The organism is Marinobacter sp. LQ44 (genome assembly GCF_001447155.2).
Lineage (GTDB): Bacteria > Pseudomonadota > Gammaproteobacteria > Pseudomonadales > Oleiphilaceae > Marinobacter.
This window is the reverse complement of record NZ_CP014754.1, coordinates 386622-406015: the sequence shown is the minus strand read 5'-3', so window position 1 is coordinate 406015 and position 19394 is coordinate 386622. Positions and strand designations below refer to the sequence as shown.

15 protein-coding genes are annotated in these 19394 nt (G+C 56.7%); 7 read left to right on the top strand and 8 right to left on the bottom strand.

Annotated features, from left to right (window positions below):
• The first annotated feature begins 2 nt into the window (after positions 1-2).
• The 4 genes from gspL to gorA are packed head-to-tail and all read left to right on the top strand — an operon-like array spanning position 3 to position 3962.
• The gene (gspL, locus tag ASQ50_RS01900; RefSeq protein WP_058091056.1) at positions 3-1310 is read left to right on the top strand and encodes a type II secretion system protein GspL; all 1308 of its coding nucleotides are present in this window, start codon (positions 3-5) and stop codon (positions 1308-1310) included.
• 4 nt (positions 1311-1314) lie between these two features.
• Entirely contained in the window at positions 1315-1848 is a 534-nt protein-coding gene (gene gspM, locus ASQ50_RS01895) for a type II secretion system protein GspM (protein WP_058091055.1), read from the top strand.
• 48 nt (positions 1849-1896) lie between these two features.
• Positions 1897-2574: a GNAT family N-acetyltransferase gene (locus tag ASQ50_RS01890; RefSeq protein WP_058091054.1), complete on the top strand. Its 678-nt coding sequence runs from the start codon at positions 1897-1899 to the stop codon at positions 2572-2574.
• Between the two features lie 26 nt (positions 2575-2600).
• A complete protein-coding gene (gene gorA, locus ASQ50_RS01885) occupies positions 2601-3962 on the top strand; it encodes a glutathione-disulfide reductase (protein ID WP_058091053.1) in 1362 nt (453 codons plus the stop codon).
• 13 nt (positions 3963-3975) lie between these two features.
• Here the strand turns inward: gorA and ASQ50_RS01880 are convergent, their stop codons facing one another.
• From ASQ50_RS01880 to ASQ50_RS01870, 3 genes are all read right to left on the bottom strand, one after another.
• Positions 3976-5907, bottom strand: a complete 1932-nt coding sequence (locus ASQ50_RS01880) for a response regulator (protein ID WP_058091052.1) — start codon at positions 5905-5907, stop codon at positions 3976-3978.
• Complete coding sequence (locus ASQ50_RS01875) at positions 5904-6818, bottom strand: ABC transporter substrate-binding protein (protein ID WP_058091051.1); 915 nt, start codon at positions 6816-6818, stop codon at positions 5904-5906. The genes ASQ50_RS01880 and ASQ50_RS01875 overlap by 4 nt, the downstream gene beginning before the upstream one ends.
• 116 nt (positions 6819-6934) lie before the next feature.
• Entirely contained in the window at positions 6935-9154 is a 2220-nt protein-coding gene (locus ASQ50_RS01870; RefSeq protein ID WP_058091050.1) for a TonB-dependent receptor plug domain-containing protein, read from the bottom strand.
• A gap of 123 nt (positions 9155-9277) precedes the next feature.
• Here ASQ50_RS01870 and ASQ50_RS01865 point away from each other — a divergent pair, with 123 nt between their 5' ends.
• The gene (locus ASQ50_RS01865) at positions 9278-9952 is read left to right on the top strand and encodes a J domain-containing protein (RefSeq protein ID WP_058091049.1); all 675 of its coding nucleotides are present in this window, start codon (positions 9278-9280) and stop codon (positions 9950-9952) included.
• Here the strand turns inward: ASQ50_RS01865 and ASQ50_RS01860 are convergent.
• The 4 genes from ASQ50_RS01860 to ASQ50_RS01845 all read right to left on the bottom strand — a co-directional run bounded on the left by ASQ50_RS01860 (position 9929) and on the right by ASQ50_RS01845 (position 14151).
• Entirely contained in the window at positions 9929-10927 is a 999-nt protein-coding gene (locus tag ASQ50_RS01860; RefSeq protein WP_058091048.1) for a bile acid:sodium symporter family protein, read from the bottom strand. The two genes, ASQ50_RS01865 and ASQ50_RS01860, sit on opposite strands and share 24 nt — an antisense overlap.
• Positions 10924-11604 carry a FadR/GntR family transcriptional regulator gene (locus ASQ50_RS01855; RefSeq protein WP_058091047.1) on the bottom strand — a complete coding sequence of 227 codons (681 nt, stop codon included), beginning with the start codon at positions 11602-11604 and terminating at the stop codon, positions 10924-10926. The genes ASQ50_RS01860 and ASQ50_RS01855 overlap by 4 nt, the downstream gene beginning before the upstream one ends.
• A gap of 79 nt (positions 11605-11683) precedes the next feature.
• Entirely contained in the window at positions 11684-13168 is a 1485-nt protein-coding gene (locus ASQ50_RS01850; RefSeq protein WP_058091046.1) for a flavin-containing monooxygenase, read from the bottom strand.
• 74 nt (positions 13169-13242) lie between these two features.
• Complete coding sequence (locus tag ASQ50_RS01845) at positions 13243-14151, bottom strand: LysR family transcriptional regulator (RefSeq protein WP_058091045.1); 909 nt, start codon at positions 14149-14151, stop codon at positions 13243-13245.
• Between the two features lie 116 nt (positions 14152-14267).
• On the opposite strand from ASQ50_RS01845, the gene ASQ50_RS01840 reads away from it, so the two are divergent.
• Both ASQ50_RS01840 and ASQ50_RS01835 read left to right on the top strand, forming a co-directional pair.
• Complete coding sequence (locus tag ASQ50_RS01840) at positions 14268-15878, top strand: NADH-quinone oxidoreductase subunit L (RefSeq protein ID WP_058091044.1); 1611 nt, start codon at positions 14268-14270, stop codon at positions 15876-15878.
• On the top strand, positions 15875-18268 hold the full coding sequence (locus tag ASQ50_RS01835; RefSeq protein ID WP_058091043.1) for a YbcC family protein: 2394 nt from the start codon (positions 15875-15877) through the stop codon (positions 18266-18268). The genes ASQ50_RS01840 and ASQ50_RS01835 overlap by 4 nt, the downstream gene beginning before the upstream one ends.
• Before the next feature lie 3 nt (positions 18269-18271).
• Here the strand turns inward: ASQ50_RS01835 and ASQ50_RS01830 are convergent, their stop codons facing one another.
• The gene (locus tag ASQ50_RS01830; RefSeq protein ID WP_058091042.1) at positions 18272-19393 is read right to left on the bottom strand and encodes a sulfate/molybdate ABC transporter ATP-binding protein; all 1122 of its coding nucleotides are present in this window, start codon (positions 19391-19393) and stop codon (positions 18272-18274) included.
• Position 19394 lies beyond the last annotated feature (1 nt).

The following is a 19394-nucleotide window of genomic DNA, read 5'->3' as shown; positions in this document are numbered from 1 at the left end:
CCATGTCTTACCGCCTTTTTGTTCGGCCGGTCCCGCCCTTCGCAGACCTGGACCAGAACCCGGAATCACAGCTGTTCAGCTGGCTATTACAGGATGCCAGTGGCGATACCCAGGCCAGTGGTGCGGCAGATACCCGGGATGCGATTGAGCAGACCCTGGGCCAGAATGCATTGGAAAAAGTGCTGCTGATTGGCCTTATTCCGGGTGACGAAGCCCTGTTTTGCCTGGCTGACATTCCCGCCAAGCAAAGCCGGTTCGTACACCAGGCGCTGCCATACGCGGTGGAAGAACAGATTGCCCAGGACATCGAGAGCGTGCACTTGGCGCTTGGCCGTCATACCTCGGATGGATACCATGTCGCGGCAATAGATCAATCCCAAATGGGGCAGTGGTTAGAGCTGTTTACAGGTTGGGAGCATGTGCGCCTGGATGCCATTTACCCGGATGCCTCCCTGTTGCCGACAACTGATAACGGCTGGACCGCTTGCCTCGACGGCGAGTGGGCCATGCTGGTAAGTCATCGAGGCGAGTGGCTGCGACTGCAGACCGCCAATCTAGGCATGTTGGGGGTTACCCTGGCCGCGCCAGCCACTGAAGAGGTGGTCGCGGAGATACCGGTCACAGTTTATGGAACCGAGCCCGAGCTGGAACTCTGGCAGCCGGCATTGTTGGAACTGAGCGGTGCCGATGGCCGGGTACATCTGGCGCAGAAGCCCCTGGAATTTACGGCGCTGGAGCTGCTGGCGTGGTCCCACCATCATCATATGTGTCACCCGGTCAATCTATGCCAGGGCGCCTTCTCCGTTAAAACGAGCGGCAGCAGCCCGTTGAAGCCCTGGAAGCCACTGATTGCAGTTGCGTCCGTCTGGTTTGTGATTCAGCTGGGGCTTGAGATTGGTATGGGTGTGTATCACAACCAGGAGGCCGAGGAGCTGCAAAGCCAGGCCATGGCCATCTACCGTGACGCCTTTCCCGCTGACCGCCGTACCCACGCGGGCAATGTGCGCCGGGTGATTGAGGGCCAGTTGAGGGTGGCCGGCGCTGGCCAGGAAGAATTGGATTTCATCACCCTTATGAAATACACCGGAGATCAGTACAGCCGGGTTGCGAATGCCCAGGCGGTTACCTTTAATTCCATTAACTACAGCCGGAACAGGGGAGAGCTGGTGGTAGACGTCCGGGCCGACAGTTATGAACGGATGAGTAATCTGAGAAATGGCCTGGCCAATCAGGGACTGCGTGCGCAGATTGGGTCTGTGGTTAATGAAAGCTCCGGCTCCCGTGGCCGGTTGACGGTTTCGGGAGGCTAACGCCATGTGGGCACGAATCAAAGACCAGCCGGCGGTCGGCAAGCTTATCGCGAGATACGATCAACTGCCGGTGCGGGATAGACAGGCGCTGGTGATGCTGGGCATTGCCTTGCTGTTGGCCATTCTCTATTTTGGCATCTGGCGGCCTGTGGCTGATTTCAGCAACCAGGCGGAAGCCAGTCGTGAAAATGCCGAGCAACTTCTGGCCTGGATGCAGGCAAACCAGGCAACCATTCGTCGCCTTGGTGGCGCAGGTTCCGGTTCATCGGCGGGGGCCGGCGTTGAAAAGCCCGAGGACGGACGGGCTCTGATGGCCCTGGTTACCCGCTCCGCAGGCGAAGCGGGGCTTTCGCTGCAGCGATTTGAGCCAAGCGGTGAGTCTGCCATCCGGGTATGGCTTGAAGCGGCACCGTTCGCAGAGGTGGCGGCCTGGCTGGAGCAGCTTGATGCCCGGCATGGGGTGATTGTAGATCAGGCTGCCATGGACAGGGGAAATGAGCCGGGGCGGGTATCCGTGCGGCTGACACTGACGATTTGAAAGGGGCATGCCCCAAGCTGACCGGTCATTCCGGAGGAGCGCGAGTAAATGCGTGATAAGCAGGAAAATAATAATAATTCTGATGCTGTCGTGGTTCGTCTTGATGAGACTGCCCGCAACGAGGCCCAGTCAATTCTTTGCCATGCGTACCGGGAAGATCCAACGTTCCAGTACCTCTTTGATCATCGCAGGGCCGGTTATGACCAGCGGGTAAGAGCCACGGTGAGAGAGCTGATTGACTTGTACCTTGAGCTCAATCAGGACGCCGTTGGTGTGATGAAAGAGGATACCCTGATTGCCGTGGCCTTCATCGGCGACCCGGAACTCCGGATGAACCTCGCCGAGCAGCTTAGCTGGCGGATTCGCATGGTGCTGACGGCGGGGTTTGCCTCGACTCGCCGATACCTGGATTACCATCAGAAAATCCGCGACTTGTTGCCGCACCCGCAGGCTCATCAGTTGCCTTTGATGGGGGTCAACCCGAAATACCAGAATCAGGGGTATGGTCGGATTTTGCTAAAGGCGGTCGAGAAGCTTTGTGAGGAAAATCCCCGGGGCAAGGGGCTGGTACTGGATACCGGTAACAGCCGATACCTGCCGTTTTACGAATCCGAGGGCTTCCGCAGCCTGGGTAAGATACGCCTGGGTGATTTTGAAGATCATGTCCTGTTCCGGGAAATTGGATCTGGAGCTAATGACGCCCGGAACGAGGCAGCGCCGCATTAACACAGTATTTGTCATCAGGAGTGAATGTGTCAGACAGCCATGATTTTGATTTGATCGTAATTGGTGCCGGTTCCGGTGGGGTCCGCCTGGCTAGAATGTCGGCACAGCGGGGCGCGAAGGTTGCCGTGGTGGAGTCCCGCTACCTGGGGGGCACCTGTGTTAACGTTGGCTGTGTTCCGAAAAAACTGTTTGTGTACGGCGCCCATGTTCATGATGAGCTGGAAGATGCCGCAGGCTATGGCTGGCGAGTTCCCCTGGATCAGGTCAGCTTCGACTGGCCCACTCTGGTGGCAAACAAAAACGCTGAGATTGAGCGCCTGAATGGCATCTATGGTCGCCTGCTCGAGAATGCCGGAGTTGAGATCATCAATGGCACGGCAACCATCAGCGATGCCAATACCGTTACGGTAGGCGAGCGGAGCTATAGCGCAAAACACATCACAGTCGCTACGGGAAGCTGGCCGGTAGTGCCGGATGTTCCCGGTAAAGACTGCATCCTTACCTCCAATGAAATGTTCTACCTTCCGCAATTACCCCGTCATGCGGTGGTTTGGGGTGGCGGGTATATCGCGGTAGAGTTCGCCGGCATACTGGCCGGGCTTGGTGTGGAAACCACCTTGTTGTACCGGGGTGATTTGTTCCTGCGGGGCTTTGATAACGATGTGCGCCGGTTCACCGAGCAGGAGATGCGCAAAAAGGGCGTCGACTTGCGTTTCAACGCCACCATCGAATCCATTGAGACTCAAGGCGCCCACTATCAGGTCATGTTGTCTGACGGAGAACGCCTGGAGACCGGTCTTGTCATGGCAGCAACCGGACGGAGAGCCCTGGTTGACGGCCTTGGCCTGACGGAGCTGGGTATTGAACTCAACGCTTCGGGCCACATCGTTGTGGACGACCATTTCCAGACCTCGGTACCCTCAATCACCGCGCTGGGCGATGTTATCGGCACACCGCAGCTCACTCCAGTGGCACTGGCCCAGGCCATGGTGCTGTCGCGTCGGCTGTTTGGTGACGGTCAGGGCGATATGGATTACAGCGCTATTCCGACCGCTGTGTTTTGCCAGCCGAATATCGGTACCGTTGGTCTGACTGAGGAAGAGGCCAGGGAATCGGGTCACAGGCTGCGCATTTACCGTTCAGAGTTCCGGCCGATGAAGTACACATTGAGCGGACGGGACGAGAGATGCCTGATGAAACTGGTGGTGGACGATGAGACCGACAAGGTGCTCGGCGCTCATATGGTCGGGCCAGACGCCGGCGAGATTATTCAGGGGCTGGCCGTTGCCATCAAGGCCGGCGCCACTAAGGCGCAGTTTGACTCAACCATGGGTATTCATCCGACCTCAGCGGAAGAATTTGTCACCATGCGTGAACCGGTAGCGTAAGCTTTCCGGTTCTTTACAATCGAATCCAGCGGCTTAGTACTTCCCTGAGGGTCTCGCGGCGTACCGGTTTGGGTATGTAATCATTCATGCCGCTGGCCCGGCAGGTGGCCTCGGTTTCTGTTGAGACATCAGCCGTCAGGGCGATGATCGGCGTACCGCATTGCCCATTCCCCTGTTCCCATTCGCGAATCATTCGGGTTGCCTGATAGCCGTCCATCACTGGCATCTGGCAATCCATCAGGATGACATCGTAGCCTTCGTGTTTGTTTTTTACTTTGTCGACCGCCTCCTGGCCGTTATTCGCGGTATCGGTTTCAAAACCGAGCTTGTTCAGTAGCGTGGTGGAGACCTTCTGGTTTACCTCATTATCCTCGACCACCAGGGCCCAGGACTTTCGTCCCAACTGCTCCCGCGGGATATCCGGGAGCTCCGTTTGAACCTGGGCCGGGGCATCCGACAGCTCAAATGGCAGTTCAAAGCGGAACGATGATCCCTCGCCGAGGTCCGATTCCACCTGAATATGCCCACCCATCAGCTCCACCAACCGCTGAATCAGGGAGAGCCCAAGTCCTGCGCCGTCATGGGCGCGGGTGTTGCCTGAGTCAACTTGTTCGAATGTGTGGAAAATATTGTGAAGGCGGTCACTGGGAATACCCGCTCCGGAATCACTGACGGAACAGCCGAACAGTACGCAACCGCTTTCAAGCGACAGCCAACTTGCGCGAACACTGACAAAACCGTTCGTGGTATATTTAATCGAATTATCCAGTAGCCCTGCCAGAATCTGTCGGACTCGAGGTGCGTCGCCAACCACCACCGGTTTGTCTGGCCAGTCCCCCAGAAAATTGATGTCCAGTGCCAGGCCTTGCTGCTCTGCTGCATGGCGATAGGAAGCCGCACAGTTGGCCAGAATGGACCTTAGATCAAACTCCTGGTGTTCCAGCTCCAGAGTGCCGCTGTCCATACGGGCATAATCGAGAATATCGGAGATGACGGTAAGCAGGTCCTCTGTTGCCTGCCGGGCAGTGCCAAGGTAATCCCGCTGTCGCTTGGTTAACGGTTCCTCCTGGATCAACTCAACCATTCCCAGTACCCCATTGAGCGGAGTTCTGAGCTCGTGGCTCATGGTTGCAAGGAATTCAGATTTGGCATGGCTTGCCAGTTCGGCCTTTTCCCGGGCCTCTTCCGACACCGCCAGGGTCTGGTCGCGGGTGGTTCTGAGCTTCTCCAGATGGTGCCCCAGCTCGTTCAGTTGTTTCTGTATGGCGACGATCTCTTTGGAGTTTCCCTTGGTGGTCACGGGCTGGGCGTCATAATCACCGGTAATCAGTTGATCAACCCGGCTTGCCACCCTGCGAATGGGCTGCAGGATATTATTGAGGAAATGGTTAACCAGAACGATGGTGAACAGCAGCATGGCGACACCAACTGCGCTAGATGACCACAGAATACTCTGCTGGCGATCAGCCAGCACGCGCGGTTCAACACCGACTTCAACTGCACCAACCCGCAAGGAACCAGAACTGAACCCATAGCCGGGGTTAAACCAGTCAGTGCCTGCTCCAAGTTCCAGGGGTTCCTGAAGGATTTCCGCAGAGTAAATATCGAAGTTGTGGTGTCGCTGTGAGGAGCTGTCAAGACTATTGCTGACAAAGCCGAGCTCTTTTCCGATCACATCGGTTACGCGTATCCACTCGGCTTTGCTACGCCGTAGCGACTGATTCAGTGTCTGCTCAAGGGCCGCGATATTGCCGGAAACCACAGCGTACTCGAGTGCCGGGGCCAGGCTGTCCGCCAGCATCTGGCTGCTTTCAGCCAGGTCGGTACGCGCGTCCTCCAGCCGGGCCGAGGTAAAAAACGCCATTAGGGCAACAAACATGACAACCGCAGGCAGGGCGCCAAGCAACAGAAGTTTTCTGGACAGGGATGCATTCTGCCTGTTCATTCGGAATCCTCCTGGCTGGAAAGCATCAGGTCGTCCAGGTATTGCGATATCCATTCACGGCTGGGAAGTGGGATATTGAGTGATCGGGCCACCTGTTCGTTGACCTCGACACGAAACTCATTCGGATAGACGGGTTCAGGAAAACTACCTGTATCAAAGTATGTCTGAAGTAACTCGCCAGCCTTCGCCGCCATGGCCGGGAAGGGGGCATAGCCTGAGGCCAGCACTCCGGCTTTCACATAGGCCTGGCTTGGCCCGATGACGATACGGTTTCGCCGATAGGCGGTCAGCAGAATATGTTTGATATTTCTTGGGTTGTAGATGACGTCGTCAGGGCCGGCGAGCAGAAAATCACCGTAGTTCAGGGCCCTGATAAGGGTAGGAATCAACTGGTCGTCGCTATCCGTGACGAATACGCGCGCTTCGAGACTGTACTCCGCCAGCTGATCCATCAAATCTTCATAGATCTCGACAGACTCCGTGGAAGCCAGCAAGGCAATGCGCTTGGACTGAGGCAGTATCGCTTTACCGGTCAGTGCCTGCCGCAACAGGGGAACGTCATAAAACACCGCAGACACCAGCCCAGGGGAGCGGTTAACATAGCCTTGGATAAACTTGCGTTCTACCAGCAATGCCAGTATCTGTGCGTTTCTGTTGATCTGACGAATACGAGTGAATGCGGCCGGGCCAATGGTGATCACTGGGCTGGCCGATACAAGAGTTTCCTGGCCCTCTGACAGAAATACCAGTTCAACCGATTCTCCGAGTTCTGAACGTAATAGTCGGGTCACGTGTTGATCCAGGGCGGTGTTACCGGAACCGGCAATGTACACACTCGGTAGCGCGGGCTGACCGTTTTGCCCGAAGACAATGCTGGGCCATGGCAACAACAGTATCAGTGCCAGCGCCATCAGGCATCCACTGAACCGTTGCTGGAATCGTGGCTGGTCAGTAACAGAGTGTCTGGATGAGATCATACCGTCCCAATTGGTGTGCTATCCCGTTGGTCAATCCTTTTAGCATAGTGTCAGAACCGGACTCCCGCCTCCACAAAGAACTGGTTGTGGTCTTTGATGTTGTTATCAGGGCTCAGTTCCGGTTCCCGGTTCAGATAGTGTTGCATGGTAAGGGCAACTTCCGCCGTATAACGCGGTTGATAAAAGCGCTTGGCAACTCTTGCATCAATGCGCTCGAATTGACTGCGCCTGAATTCGTCCGCCCAGTAGAAAGCCGATGAGGCCTTGAGACCCCAGGGCAGATCCTGAATCAGCGCCAGACTGCCGGAGTGTCTTATCGAAAGCCGAGTTAGTAAGCTGACAGCCTGCTCCTGTTTTCCGGTATCAAGTTCGCCGTCCTGATTGATGATTGGCCGACCGGTGTACCAGGTATCCTGATCCAGGTAGCCGTAGCTGGCACGGAAGGTTGTGCCCGGGTATTCAATCATCGCTTCCACTTCAAAACCTTGCTGATCCACGGCAACGTTGTTGTCGATGCTCCAGTCCTTGAGCTGGATGACACCGCTGATCATGTCCCGCATTTCATCCTTGAAGCCCCGTACTTCCAGAGACAGCATGGCCCGCTCCAGCGGGAACTGGCCGAAGTAGCTGACTTCCCGGGAAATGATTCGTTCTTCCCTCAGGTCTTTGCCGAGCGTAAGCCACCCCAGGTCTTCGTATGCATCCGCGGTTGTTACCCTGCGCCCCTCAAGATCGGAATAAATAGCAGGGCGGACATTGCGGAGGGTGTAGCCCCAGTCCGGATTCTGCTCGAAACCATCCGGGGTTCTCACCGCCTGGGAATAGACAAAGCGGAGGGCGTGCCGGCTGTTGAGCGTGAAATTAGCAGCCAACCGAGGTGAGAAGTAGTGATCGTCTGTTGTGCTTGTTCGTTCCCAGTTACCGCCTGCGTTAAGGGTCAGCCAGTTGATCGGCGTATATTCCACGTTGCCGAAGAAGCGGGACTGGTAATTGTTACCGCGGCCGTTGAAATAGGTTTCAGAGCGGAAGGTATCTTTCCGGAATCCCGCGCCGGACACAATTCTCAGGTCGTCGCTGAGCAGAATGGTGTCCTGAAACTCCAGTTCCAGGCGGGTATCCTCTGAATTCGCGTCTACCTGGGCAATGGCGGGCGCGCCACCCCCGTCAACAAAGCAGAGCCGTTCTCGACTCCCATCCGGGAAATAGGTGTACCGATACAGCGGTGTGTTGTCTCTGAGGCACTGCACAGTGCTATCCGGAAAGCCAACGGTGTACTGTTGCCGACGGTCAAAATTTTGCACACTGGCCATAACATGGAAAAAATGGCGCTCGGACGCAATCACGTTCAGTTTGGATTGCAGATAGTAGTCCCGAACATCAATATCCGGATTCTCGTTTGGATTCAGCTCGCCGCTTTTGCCCTTGTCCTGGTAATTGATGCCATCCACAACGCCGCCCCGCAGCTCAACATCCGTGCGGTCGTTGATCTTGACGCGGGAATCATAGGTAAAGGAGTTGATGTCGTGGCCGTCGTGAAATGGAAAGCGCTCGCCGCCGTCTACCTGGTAGTCGAAGCCATCGAACTTGCGCTTTTCATAGGTTAATCGCCAATCCATATCCGGGTCGGCGTTGCCCACGGAGCCAAAGGTACGTACGTGACCCCGGGAGCCCCGAACCACTCGCGCCTCAACGCCTGCGGTATCGGCCGGGTCCCGCGTAATAATATTGATGGTGCCCAGGAAGGCATTAATGCCGTAGGCAGCCGAGTTCGGCCCCCGGGCTACTTCGATGCGTTCAATCATCTCAAGAGGCACCGGCATGGTTTCCCAGTCCATATCAGACAGGGTTGCCTTATGCGCAGTTCGGCCGTCTACCAGGACCTGCATACGGCGCTGTTCATAATGCACAGTGCCATGGTAGGTGGTAACCGGTTGGTGGCTACCAACGAAATTGACCACCATGCCCGGAACCAGGCGGAACACCTCGTACAGGTTCTGGATGCCAAGGTCCCGAATCATATCACCGGTGATCACGGTGGTACTTCCGGGAACCCGGGTTTTGGGCTGGCGCAGCCGGGAGGTGGTTAGCACCTCTGGAATGTCATCGCCAAACGCCACCAGTCCATTGCTGAATTCAGGAACACTGGTGTCTGCACCGGCAGTGCTGGTCGACAGGGCGAAAATAGCTGAGGCAAGCAGGGAATGCCCGAAGGTTCTGCGCATGCGGAGCCGGTTAGCGCGATTTTCTGACAGGTAATTCGTAATGCGCATGGGTGTCGTTCTATAATTTGCCGAGCGGACTGATTTTTTGTGATTCTCCCTGAATCCTAGGGGAGAACGATTGATTTGTCTCTATAAAGATTACATATTTTACAGATCCGGAGTGACTGTTTTATGAATTGCTGGGACATCCTTGGCATCGAGCCAACCGGAGATCGCGAACGCATTCGGCAGGCTTACGAGCGACAGATGAAATTTGCCTCGGACAACGAGGCCCAGGCGCTGGAGCAGGCTTTCAGGGAGGCGACCGGTGGCATGCCGGCTGCCAGCGTTGCCGCCCAACCTGAGCCAGTCGCCCGAGAAGTCCGCCGAGAGCAGACTGAGGAATCCGGGGTTGAGAGCAACGCAGAGCGGGCGCTGGACGCCCACGAAGCCCAGGTTGTCCGCGAAGTGGTGATTCAGATTAAAGCCCTGATGAACGACAACCAGCGCCAGCAGGATGCTGGTATCTGGAAGGCCATCTTGTGCGAACCGCCTGCAGACCAGTTGCCGCTACGCAGGGAAATCGCCAAAAGCCTTGAGCCCCAGATCCGCCCGATGGCAGAGAACGGCAGTTTTCCCCGTCCGGTGGCGCAGTTTCTGGGTGACTGGTTTGACTGGTTCAGCGTTCGGGAAGCAAGCCATGAGCCAGACCCACGAAATTACCCGGATGAAGAGGTGTCCAGGGAGCAGGCCAGTGCCGATCAGGCAGACCAGCCACCGCAGATGGTGAATTTCTGGCCTGCCGTTATTGGGTGGATCGTCGGCCTGGTTATCCTGGCAACCCTATTCGGAGGCATGGGCGGCTGACGCCCGATCGATTTTCGCTCGATACTTCTGGGCCAGGATGGCTCCGACGATGACCTGAATCTGGTTGTAGCACATGATCGGCAGCACAATCATGCCGAAGCCCGGATGGCCAGAGAACAGCACTTTGGCCATTGGCAAACCGGATGCCAAGCTTTTCTTCGAGCCACAGAACACCACCGCAGCTTCGTCTTCCAGGCTGAAGCCCAGCTTTCTGACCATCACCATCGCCACCAGCATGAACAATCCAAGCAAACCGACGCATAGAAGAATGGTCAACACCACGGCCTGAAGCGGCAGGTTCTGCCATAGGCCGCTGACCACCGAGTGTGAGAATGCCGAATAGACGATAATCCAGATGACACACTGGTCGTACCGGGCCATCAATGATTCATTGCGTGAAAGAAAACCTCCCAGCATGGGCCTGAAGGCATGCCCTACAGCAAAGGGCAGCAACAGTTGCAGAACAATGTCTTTCAATGCCTCAGCCACTGCAAACTCCCCGGTTCCCGAAGTCGAAACCAGCAAAAGCAGCAAGAACGGAGTGAGCATCATTCCAAACACATTGGACGCTGCAGCGCTGCATATGGCGGCAGGCACATTGCCTCTGGCCATGGCGGTGTAGGCAATGGATGACGACACCGCTGAAGGAAGTACGCCCAGATAGAGAAATCCCAATCCCAGATCCCTCGGCATCCATTCCGGCACCAGGTTGCTGAGACCATTAATGGGCAATACTGCCAGGGGAAAGAACACGAAGGTCAGGGCGGTAATCAGGATGTGCAGGCGCCAATGGGTGGCGCCGTCGATAATCTGTTGCCGGGATAGGGCTGCACCATGGAAAAAGAACAACAGGGCTACAGCAATGGTACCGGTGGTGGCAAGCAGGTCCGCGGCTTGCCCGGTAACCGGCAGGAACGATGCCAGGACGATGGCACCGAGCAATAGAAGGGTGAACGTATCGAGACGGAATTTCATGGCTGATTCTGCCGGTTAATCACGTCAAGGCTAGGGGAGAGCAGGGCGCGTGAAAGCGCTTCCGCCCTGGCCGGATCTTTACGGCGAATAGCCGCCAAAAGGAGCTCGTGGTCCTCCTGGCTGGGTTCTGGCAGGTCGTCATCGCGCTCCGTACGTTCGATTGTCTGGCTGACAGCGTGCGAAAAATAATCATAGAGCTCGATCAGAGCTGAATTGTGGGAAGCGCGCACCAGGGCATGGTGGAACCATTCATCATGGTGGATTCGATCGGTGAGGTTGTCGCCAGCGCTTGCCCGTGCATCCAGCGCGTCGCTCATCGCTTTCAGATCGCTATCTGTGCGTCGGGTGGCCGCCAATCTCGCCGCCTCGGTTTCCAGCATCAGTCGCACCTCGAGCTGTTCCGCCAGCTGGCTGCGGGCGATACGTCTCAGGGTTTCGCCTGCATCACGATTGGCTCTTACATAGGTGCCATCACCCTGGCGGGTTTCCAGCATACCCACATGCACTAGCACCCGCACAGCCTCGCGGATGGTGTTGCGGCTGATTCCCAGGGCTTCAGACAGCTCGGCTTCGATCGGAAGTCGGCTTCCAACAGGCCATTGGCCGTTTTCGATGGCGCCCCTCAGGCTTTCGATAGCGGTCTCCACCAGGGAGCCTTTTTTGATTGGCTTTAACATTTCCGATCACCCAGACAAATGATGAACCAATCATCCTATGATTAGCCTTGAACTGCAACCGATTGGTTACAGCAGAGGACTAACGGCCTGCTTCAGGCTCTAGAAACTGGTAATCAGCGGTGTCTGCAGCGCGGGTAGAGAAGCGATAACTGAACGTGAACCCTGGCCAGTTGATGGTGTTACGGCCATGTTCATCCAGATACCATGAGGTGCATCCGGAATCCCAGACGCTGTTCTCAAGGCTGTGCTGGACCACTTGGCAATAGCGGGATTGCCGATCTTCCCGCACCTCCATGGCAGCCCCGGGGTATCTGGCCAGGGAATCAAGTGAGCTGATGACATAGCGGAACTGGGATTCGAGCATAAACAGAATCGAATTGTGGGCCAGATTGGTGTTGGGCCCATACAGCATGAACAGATTCGGAAAGCCATTCACGGTAATGCCTTTGAATGCTTTGCTGCCGTCTGCCCAGGCTTCGTTCAGCGCAACACCCTGTCGACCAGTGATCTTGATGGGTGACAAAAACTCCGTCGCCTTGAAGCCGGTTCCGAAAATAATGGCGTCGACGGGACGGTGTTCTCCGGTGGCGGTCACAACGCCGGTTTCATCGATCTCAGAAATTCCTTCAGTGATCAGATTCAGGTGCGGCTGGTTAATGGCCGGGTACCAGTCGTTGGAGATCAGAATCCGTTTACAGCCGATACGATAGTCCGGAATGATGTGCTCCAGTTTGTGGGGGTCGGTCACCCATGTCTGTGCTTCCCTCCTGGCCTGTCGGGCAAAGATATCCAGTAGCCGGTTGAACCTGGTAAAGGCAAGCCCGCGTGACTCGTTCTTCCAGTAGATCATGGCCCTGTAGAGCCTGTCCCAGGCCGGCAGTTTCCGGAACAGTGATTGCTCAAGCGCGGTAAATGGGCGGTCGGCTTTCGGCAGAACCCAGGCAGCGGAGCGTTGATACAGGTCCAGCGCTGCAACTTTTGGAGTAATTTCCGGAACAAACTGGATGGCGCTGGCGCCGGTGCCGATCACCGCAACCCGCTTGCCGGTCACATCATAATCGTGGTTCCAGCGCGCAGAATGGAAGCAGGTGCCCTTAAAACGGTCAATGCCGGGGATGGCGGGTATGGCAGGGCGGTTCAACTGCCCGGTAGCCGTGATCAGCACATCAGCGCGATATTCATGGCCCGATTCTGTACCCACTACCCACTCATTCGACTGGCTGTCAAAGCTGGCCGTGGCTACGGCACGGTCGAACTCAATATGGCGCGCCAGGTCGTACTTGTGAACACAATGCTCCATGTACCCGAGTATTTCGGCCTGGAGGCCAAACTTCCGGCTCCAGTCGTGTTTGGGCTCAAAGGAGTAGGAGTAAAGGTGCGACTGAACATCACAGGCCGCGCCGGGGTAGGTGTTGTCTCGCCAGGTTCCGCCAACTGCACCTTCTTTTTCCAGCAATGTGATGTGCTCATAGCCGGCTTTTTTTAGCTGAATAGCCATGCCGAGCCCGCCAAATCCGGTGCCGATTATGATGACAGAAGGTTTTTGAGGGGCGCGTGATGTCATGGCTACTTCCTGATCTTGTTGTATTTTTACTCCCTATGACTATAACGGCCCCGGCGCCGCATCAAAAGACCAGTTCAACCAGAATCATTGTCCGGAAAGGTCAATAGTCGTTCCGGAGGTTGAGCCATTAGCTCCTGCAGGGCCGGAGACTCAAATTGCCGGCGAATACGAATGGCATAGAATTCTTCGAACACGCCCGGCAACGCACCGTAATCCCTGAGTTCGCCTTTGCGCAGTTCGTCACGCACAACCACCGGGGGCAGGATGGCGAAATGCCCGCTGTCTCGAGTCAGCAGGCGCATCATCGCCATGTCGTCCACCTCAGCCAGAATAATCGGGTGAATCTGGTGATACTCACACAGCTGATCAAAAGCCTGCCGGATATTGCTGTCCTGGCCCGGCACGATCAATGGTTGGTCACGCAGCATGTCAGGAAAGCCGACCCGGGATTCGGCGGTCGCCGGCCCGATAATGCTGACAGGTTGCCTGGCAATACGCCGGGACAGCCAGGGAGTTTCGTCGTCACCGTGAACGGGTTGATTGGACAGAATAAGATCCAAACGGTGGGCTGATAATCTTCGTAGCAGATCTTCCAGGCTACCGCTCTGGAGCTTGAGCCCCAGATCCTGGCGGCCGAGCAATGGCCGAAGGAAGCCTTCCTGGAAGTTCCTTGACAGAGTTGCTACCGCGCCAACCTTGAGCACCTCCCGATTGGTCTGGCGCCCGGTTCGGAAAAGGGCTTCCAGTTCCGCGCCCTGGCGAAAAATATCTTCCGCATAGGTAAAGGCAACGCGGCCGGCTTCGGATAGTTTTAGCCGTCGCCCCTCCCGGATGAACAGTTCATGGCCAAGACTGTCCTCGAGTTTCCGGATCTGACCGGACAGCGCAGACTGGGAGATATGCAGCGCATCCGCTGCGCGGGTCAAATGGCCTGTGCTGGCTACTTTCCAGAAATAGTATAAATGATGATAGTTCAGGCGCATGGATATTCCCCGGATTTGCCTTTGTTCTCTTTTGGCGAACAATTTAATCTTTATAAACCATTTTATCTATGAATTCATAATCGGCAAAGTAGCTCTGTTCGCAAAAGGAGTTCGTTATGCCGACAATCACCAGCGTAGTTTCTACCTCCGTCCTGGCTACCTGGCTGGCCTTGCCTATCCTGCTCCTGGCGCTGGCCGGCTTCGTCAACTGGACTCGATCAAAAACCAAAATTGCCCATTGTTGGCGCCTGGCGGAGTTTTTGCTGAAAACGCTGATTGTGGTCACCGGTGTGGTGGGCATTTTGCTTTTGCAGAAGTCGGCCGGGCTGGATACGCGATTGCCGGAATTAGGTGCACCCCTTGGGCTGTATCCCGATGGATTGTCGGTATGGATGGCGCTGATGGTCAGTTTTGTCTCCTGGGTGATTCTACGTTATTCCCGGGATTATCTGCGCGGCGATGCCGCCTTCCCGGTGTTCTTGCCCTGGTTCCTCACCACAGTGGCCAGTGTGCTGGTGTTGGTATTCACCAATCATCTTCTGGTTATGGCATTTGCCTGGATTGGTGTCAGCCTGGCCTTACACCAGTTGCTGACACTCTACCCGGAACGGTCGGAAGCCCGGTTGGCCGCTGCACAGAAGTTCATTACCAGTCGCCTGGGTGATCTGGCGATTATTGGTGCAGTAGTGTCTATCTGGCGCCATTACGGCAGTTTTCACATTCCCGAAATCTACGCATTGGCCGGGGAAATAGGTGGCTCGTCCCCCGAGCTGACGACCGCGTCAGTACTGCTTGCCGTTGCCGCTGTGCTCAAATGCGCACAGATTCCATTTCACGGGTGGTTGATCCGGGTGATGGAAGCGCCTACACCGGTATCGGCACTGCTTCATGCTGGCGTGATCAACCTCGGCGGGTTCCTCTGGCTGCGGTTATTCCCGGTGTTTGAGGGTTTTACGGCGGGTCACCTCCTGTTGCTTGTCGCTGGCGGCGTGACCGCCATCGTGGCAGTGTTTGCCATGATGACTCAGAGCTCGGTAAAACACGCGCTGGTCTGGTCCACAAACGCTCAGATGGGTTTTATGCTCTTTGAGATTGCGTTGGGCGCCTACACCCTGGCATTACTACATTTGCTTGCCCACTCACTGTACAAAGCGCACTCATTGCTGGCGTCTGGCCGGACGGTAAAGGCCACGGCGGTCTACTTCTCCGGTTGCCCGGGGGCATCGCAGCTGGTGCTTGCCGGCGTGGCATCAGGTTTGGCGGCAGCCATGCTGTGGATGCTGCCTGAGCTTGTGGAGGGCAAAGCGATACTGGCGGCGTTACTGGTGCTGGCAGTTGCCGCATCGGTTCTCGGACTTCCATCGGGTAGCACGGCCCGTGCCCGGGTATTGGTTGTCGTCATGGCGATCAGTCTGGTACCGCTATATGGTCTTCTCCACCTGGTACTGGGGCCTTCGGTTGCGGGCGCAGATAATTTTGTGCTCTGGCCGGCGGCCACTGCGGTGGCCTGGGTAATGCTGGGTCTTCTGGCCGGGATGTCACTACTTGTGCTTTTCCGGCCGGATTGGGCCTGGTTGCAGCGGTTGAACCTGCCGCTCAGCCAGGGCCTGTATCTTGATCAACCGTTCGAACGGGTTACCCGACGGTGGGCCAGGCAATGGCTTCAGGATGGCACCGAAGAAACGAAGAATGCCCGTTACGTTCTGTCTTCAGGAGAACCATCATGAGTGCCACTTTACGCGTGCCGGATGTCGATCAGAACCAGGCTGTTGATCAGGTTTCCATCGCCTGTGAGCGGATTGCTCCCAGCTGGCCTCTGGACCGGTGGATAGCGGTGAATCCCTGGTGGGGCCACAGGCATCAAGGTATCGAGGAAGCCGCCATCGAACTGGTTTCCCGCAGGGGGCAGGGCATGTTAATGGCGCCGGAATTCTATCTGGAGGCCTGGCACGGGGGCCGTATTCAGGAAGGCGACTTGATAGCTGCAGCCCGGGCGCAGGGGCTAGACAGGCCGGCGGAATTATTACTTGAGCAGTTGTCCCGCTTACGGCCACGTGATGCAAAACCGGGGCTGGCGTTACAACGGTTCAAGCCATCGGGTGACGGTGATGCGCTGTCAGAAGCCACGCAATTCCTTGGACTGCTCTGTGGTCGGTATTTTGATCATCGGCAGGGACAATGGCTGACGAATACCAAGGAAATCGACCTGTATTGTTACTGGTTATCCATGGCCGGTCCCAGGGGCCTGGTTTCAAAAGCGCTGGCGGCACAACTTCCGGATGATTGGCAGAGTGCGGCCGATTTCCTTGCTCAAGCTCTGCCCTATACCCCAGATCAGCTCACGGCGGCGGTACACTCCTTGTTGCTGCATTTTCCGGGCTGGGCGTCATGGTGCCGCGGCGAAGATTGGCGAGCGGCCCTTGATGGCCAGCCATCCCACTTGTGCGACCAGTTGGCTACGGTTTTACTGGCCTGTGAGTGGATGGCTGCGTCTGCTCTGTCGGCCGATGAGCGGGCTAAATGGCAACAGGCGGTCTCTGGTGGGCAGCTGGCGAGGCACGCTCATGGTGATGATGCGCTGGTTTGGGTTTGGCATCGCGCCTATGAAATGGCATGGCAGCGCCAGTTCAGGGACTGCTTGCGGCGCCCGGCGGAACAACCGGAAGAATCGGCAAGCAGAATCCCTGAAGTCCAGGCGGCGTTCTGCATTGATGTCCGGTCAGAAGTGCTAAGGCGGCATCTGGAAAATGCTTCTTCGCAGATAGACACCCTGGGTGTTGCCGGGTTCTTTGGGCTGCCCGTGATGCATCAAAAACTTGGCCCGTCAGACGATGAAGCCCGGTTGCCGGGCTTGCTCGCCCCCGCCTATCGCTATGTTGATACCCTCGGCAGTCTATCGGCGGACTTGGATCGCAACAGGCGGCTGGATGGGCGGGAACAGGTGCGGGAAACGGTTCGACATTCGAAATACGGTAGCCTTTCAACCTTTACATTGGTGGAAACCACCGGTCTGGCATGGGCATGGAAGCTCATTCGAGATGGCTTGCACAAGAACCGAAAAACCAGAGAGACCACTCCGGAAGGTCGCCTGTTCCACCGCTATGGTGGAGATCCCTTATCAGATCCAGAGCGGGTTAACCTTGCTGAGGGGCTGCTGAGATCCATGTCCCTGACAGGCAATTTTGCACCATTGCTGGTGCTGGTCGGCCACGGCGCTCACACCGATAACAATCCGAACCAGGCTGGACTTGCCTGCGGAGCCTGCGGTGGTAAAAACGGCGACGTTAATGCCAGCATTGCCGCACAGTTGCTTAACGACCGCAGTGTGCGCGTAGGGCTGGCAGAGCGGGGCATTGTTTTGCCCGAAAGCACCCTGGTGGTGGCCGCGGAGCACTGCACAGTGACGGACCAGGTGCGCCTGCTGGGGGACACGGCCATACCGGCAAGCCATCAACGGATTGCCAATGAACTATTGCAGAGCTTTGAAAAAGCCTCGGCGGCCACTCGTCGCGAACGGGCTGGAACACTCGGCTTGAATGGTTACTCCGATGAGGCTCTTCTGGAAGAACTCACCAAGCGTACCCATAACTGGGCGGAAGTCAGGCCCGAATGGGGGCTGGCAAACAACGCCGCCATGATTATTGCGCCCCGGCACCGCAGCCGTTCAACCAATCTTGCCGGCCGGTGTTTCCTTCACGAATACAGACCAGAACTGGACGACACAGGTTCGGTGTTGTCTGCGCTGATGTCGGCCCCGATGGTGGTGGCTAACTGGATTAACCTGCAGTATTTCGGATCGGTTACCCAGCCATCGCTCTATGGCGCGGGCAACAAACTGCTGCATTCGGTGGTGGGAGGCAACATTGGGGTTGTTGAGGGCAACGGCACCGATCTGCGCATCGGATTACCCTGGCAATCCGTTCACGATGGTGAACGTTTGCGCCACGAACCGATGCGGTTGACCGTGGTGATCGACGCGCCAGCAGAGCGAATTGAGCAAGTACTGCAGGCCCAGGAAGACGTCAGAGCCCTGGTTGAAAACCGGTGGCTCTGGCTATGGCGGGTGGATGACAGCGGCTTGCAGCACTATTCCGACGGCCGCTGGGTGGCGGCCTGAGAATTACATATTACTGGCGTTAGCCGCTGTGGTATAGGCCCAGTCGACGGATCGTGGCTGGGCACTATCGGCAACGAACAGGTGGCCGATGTCTGGTACCGCGTACCACAGTTCACCCCGGCTTGGGTTGTGGCGGGCGAATTCGTTGTGGCTCATGCCAACTTCCCAGATCTCGTCACTGTTCCAGCCCACCGGCACGAGCTCTATCCGCACTTCTGAGCCGATCAGACTGATGGCTTCGATACGGAGCGGTAAACGGGCATGAATCGCTGGCGCCCGGGCAAGGTGGACCTCATGGGGGCGCAAGTACAGCTGGGCTTCCTGGTCAGACTTCTGCCCGGGCAGAGACACCCAGGCATCCCCTTGAACCAGCTTATGATTTTTCACGACGCCGGAGATCACATTGACATGGCCCAGGAAGTCGAACACAAACCGGCTTTCGGGCCGTGCATACAGATCGGTAGGTTCGTTGACCTGTTCCACCTGTCCCTGGCTCATGACCACCACCTGATCGGACAGCTCCAGGGCTTCTTCCTGGTCGTGGGTGACAAAGATGCTGGTGAAATGAAACTCGTCATGCAGCGCCCGTAACCAGCGACGCAGGTCTTTGCGCACTTTCGCATCCAGGGCGCCAAAGGGCTCATCCAGCAGCAGTATACGGGGCTGAGTTGCCAGGGCCCTGGCCAGGGCCACCCGTTGCTTCTGGCCACCGGACAATTGCGCCGGATATCGGTCGGCCAGTTGCGGTAACTGGATCATCTCCAGCAGTTTGGCCACCCGCTGGCGTATCTCGGATTTTGTCGGCCGCTGTTTGCGGGGCAGCGATTCAAGGCCAAATGCGATGTTCTCGGCCACGGTAAGATGACGGAACAGGGCGTAGTGCTGAAACACGAAGCCAATATTACGATCCCGAACGTGCAGGTTGCTGACGTCATCGCCGCCAAACAGGATTCGGCCAGAGTCCGAAGATTCAAGCCCGGCAATAATCCGCAGCAGCGTGGTTTTGCCCGAGCCGGATGGGCCCAGAAGCGCGGTCAGTTTACCCTCAGGAATCTCCAGAGAAACGTCTTTCAGCGCCTGGAAACGGCCGAAGGTTTTGGAAATCTGGTCGATAGTGATGCTCATA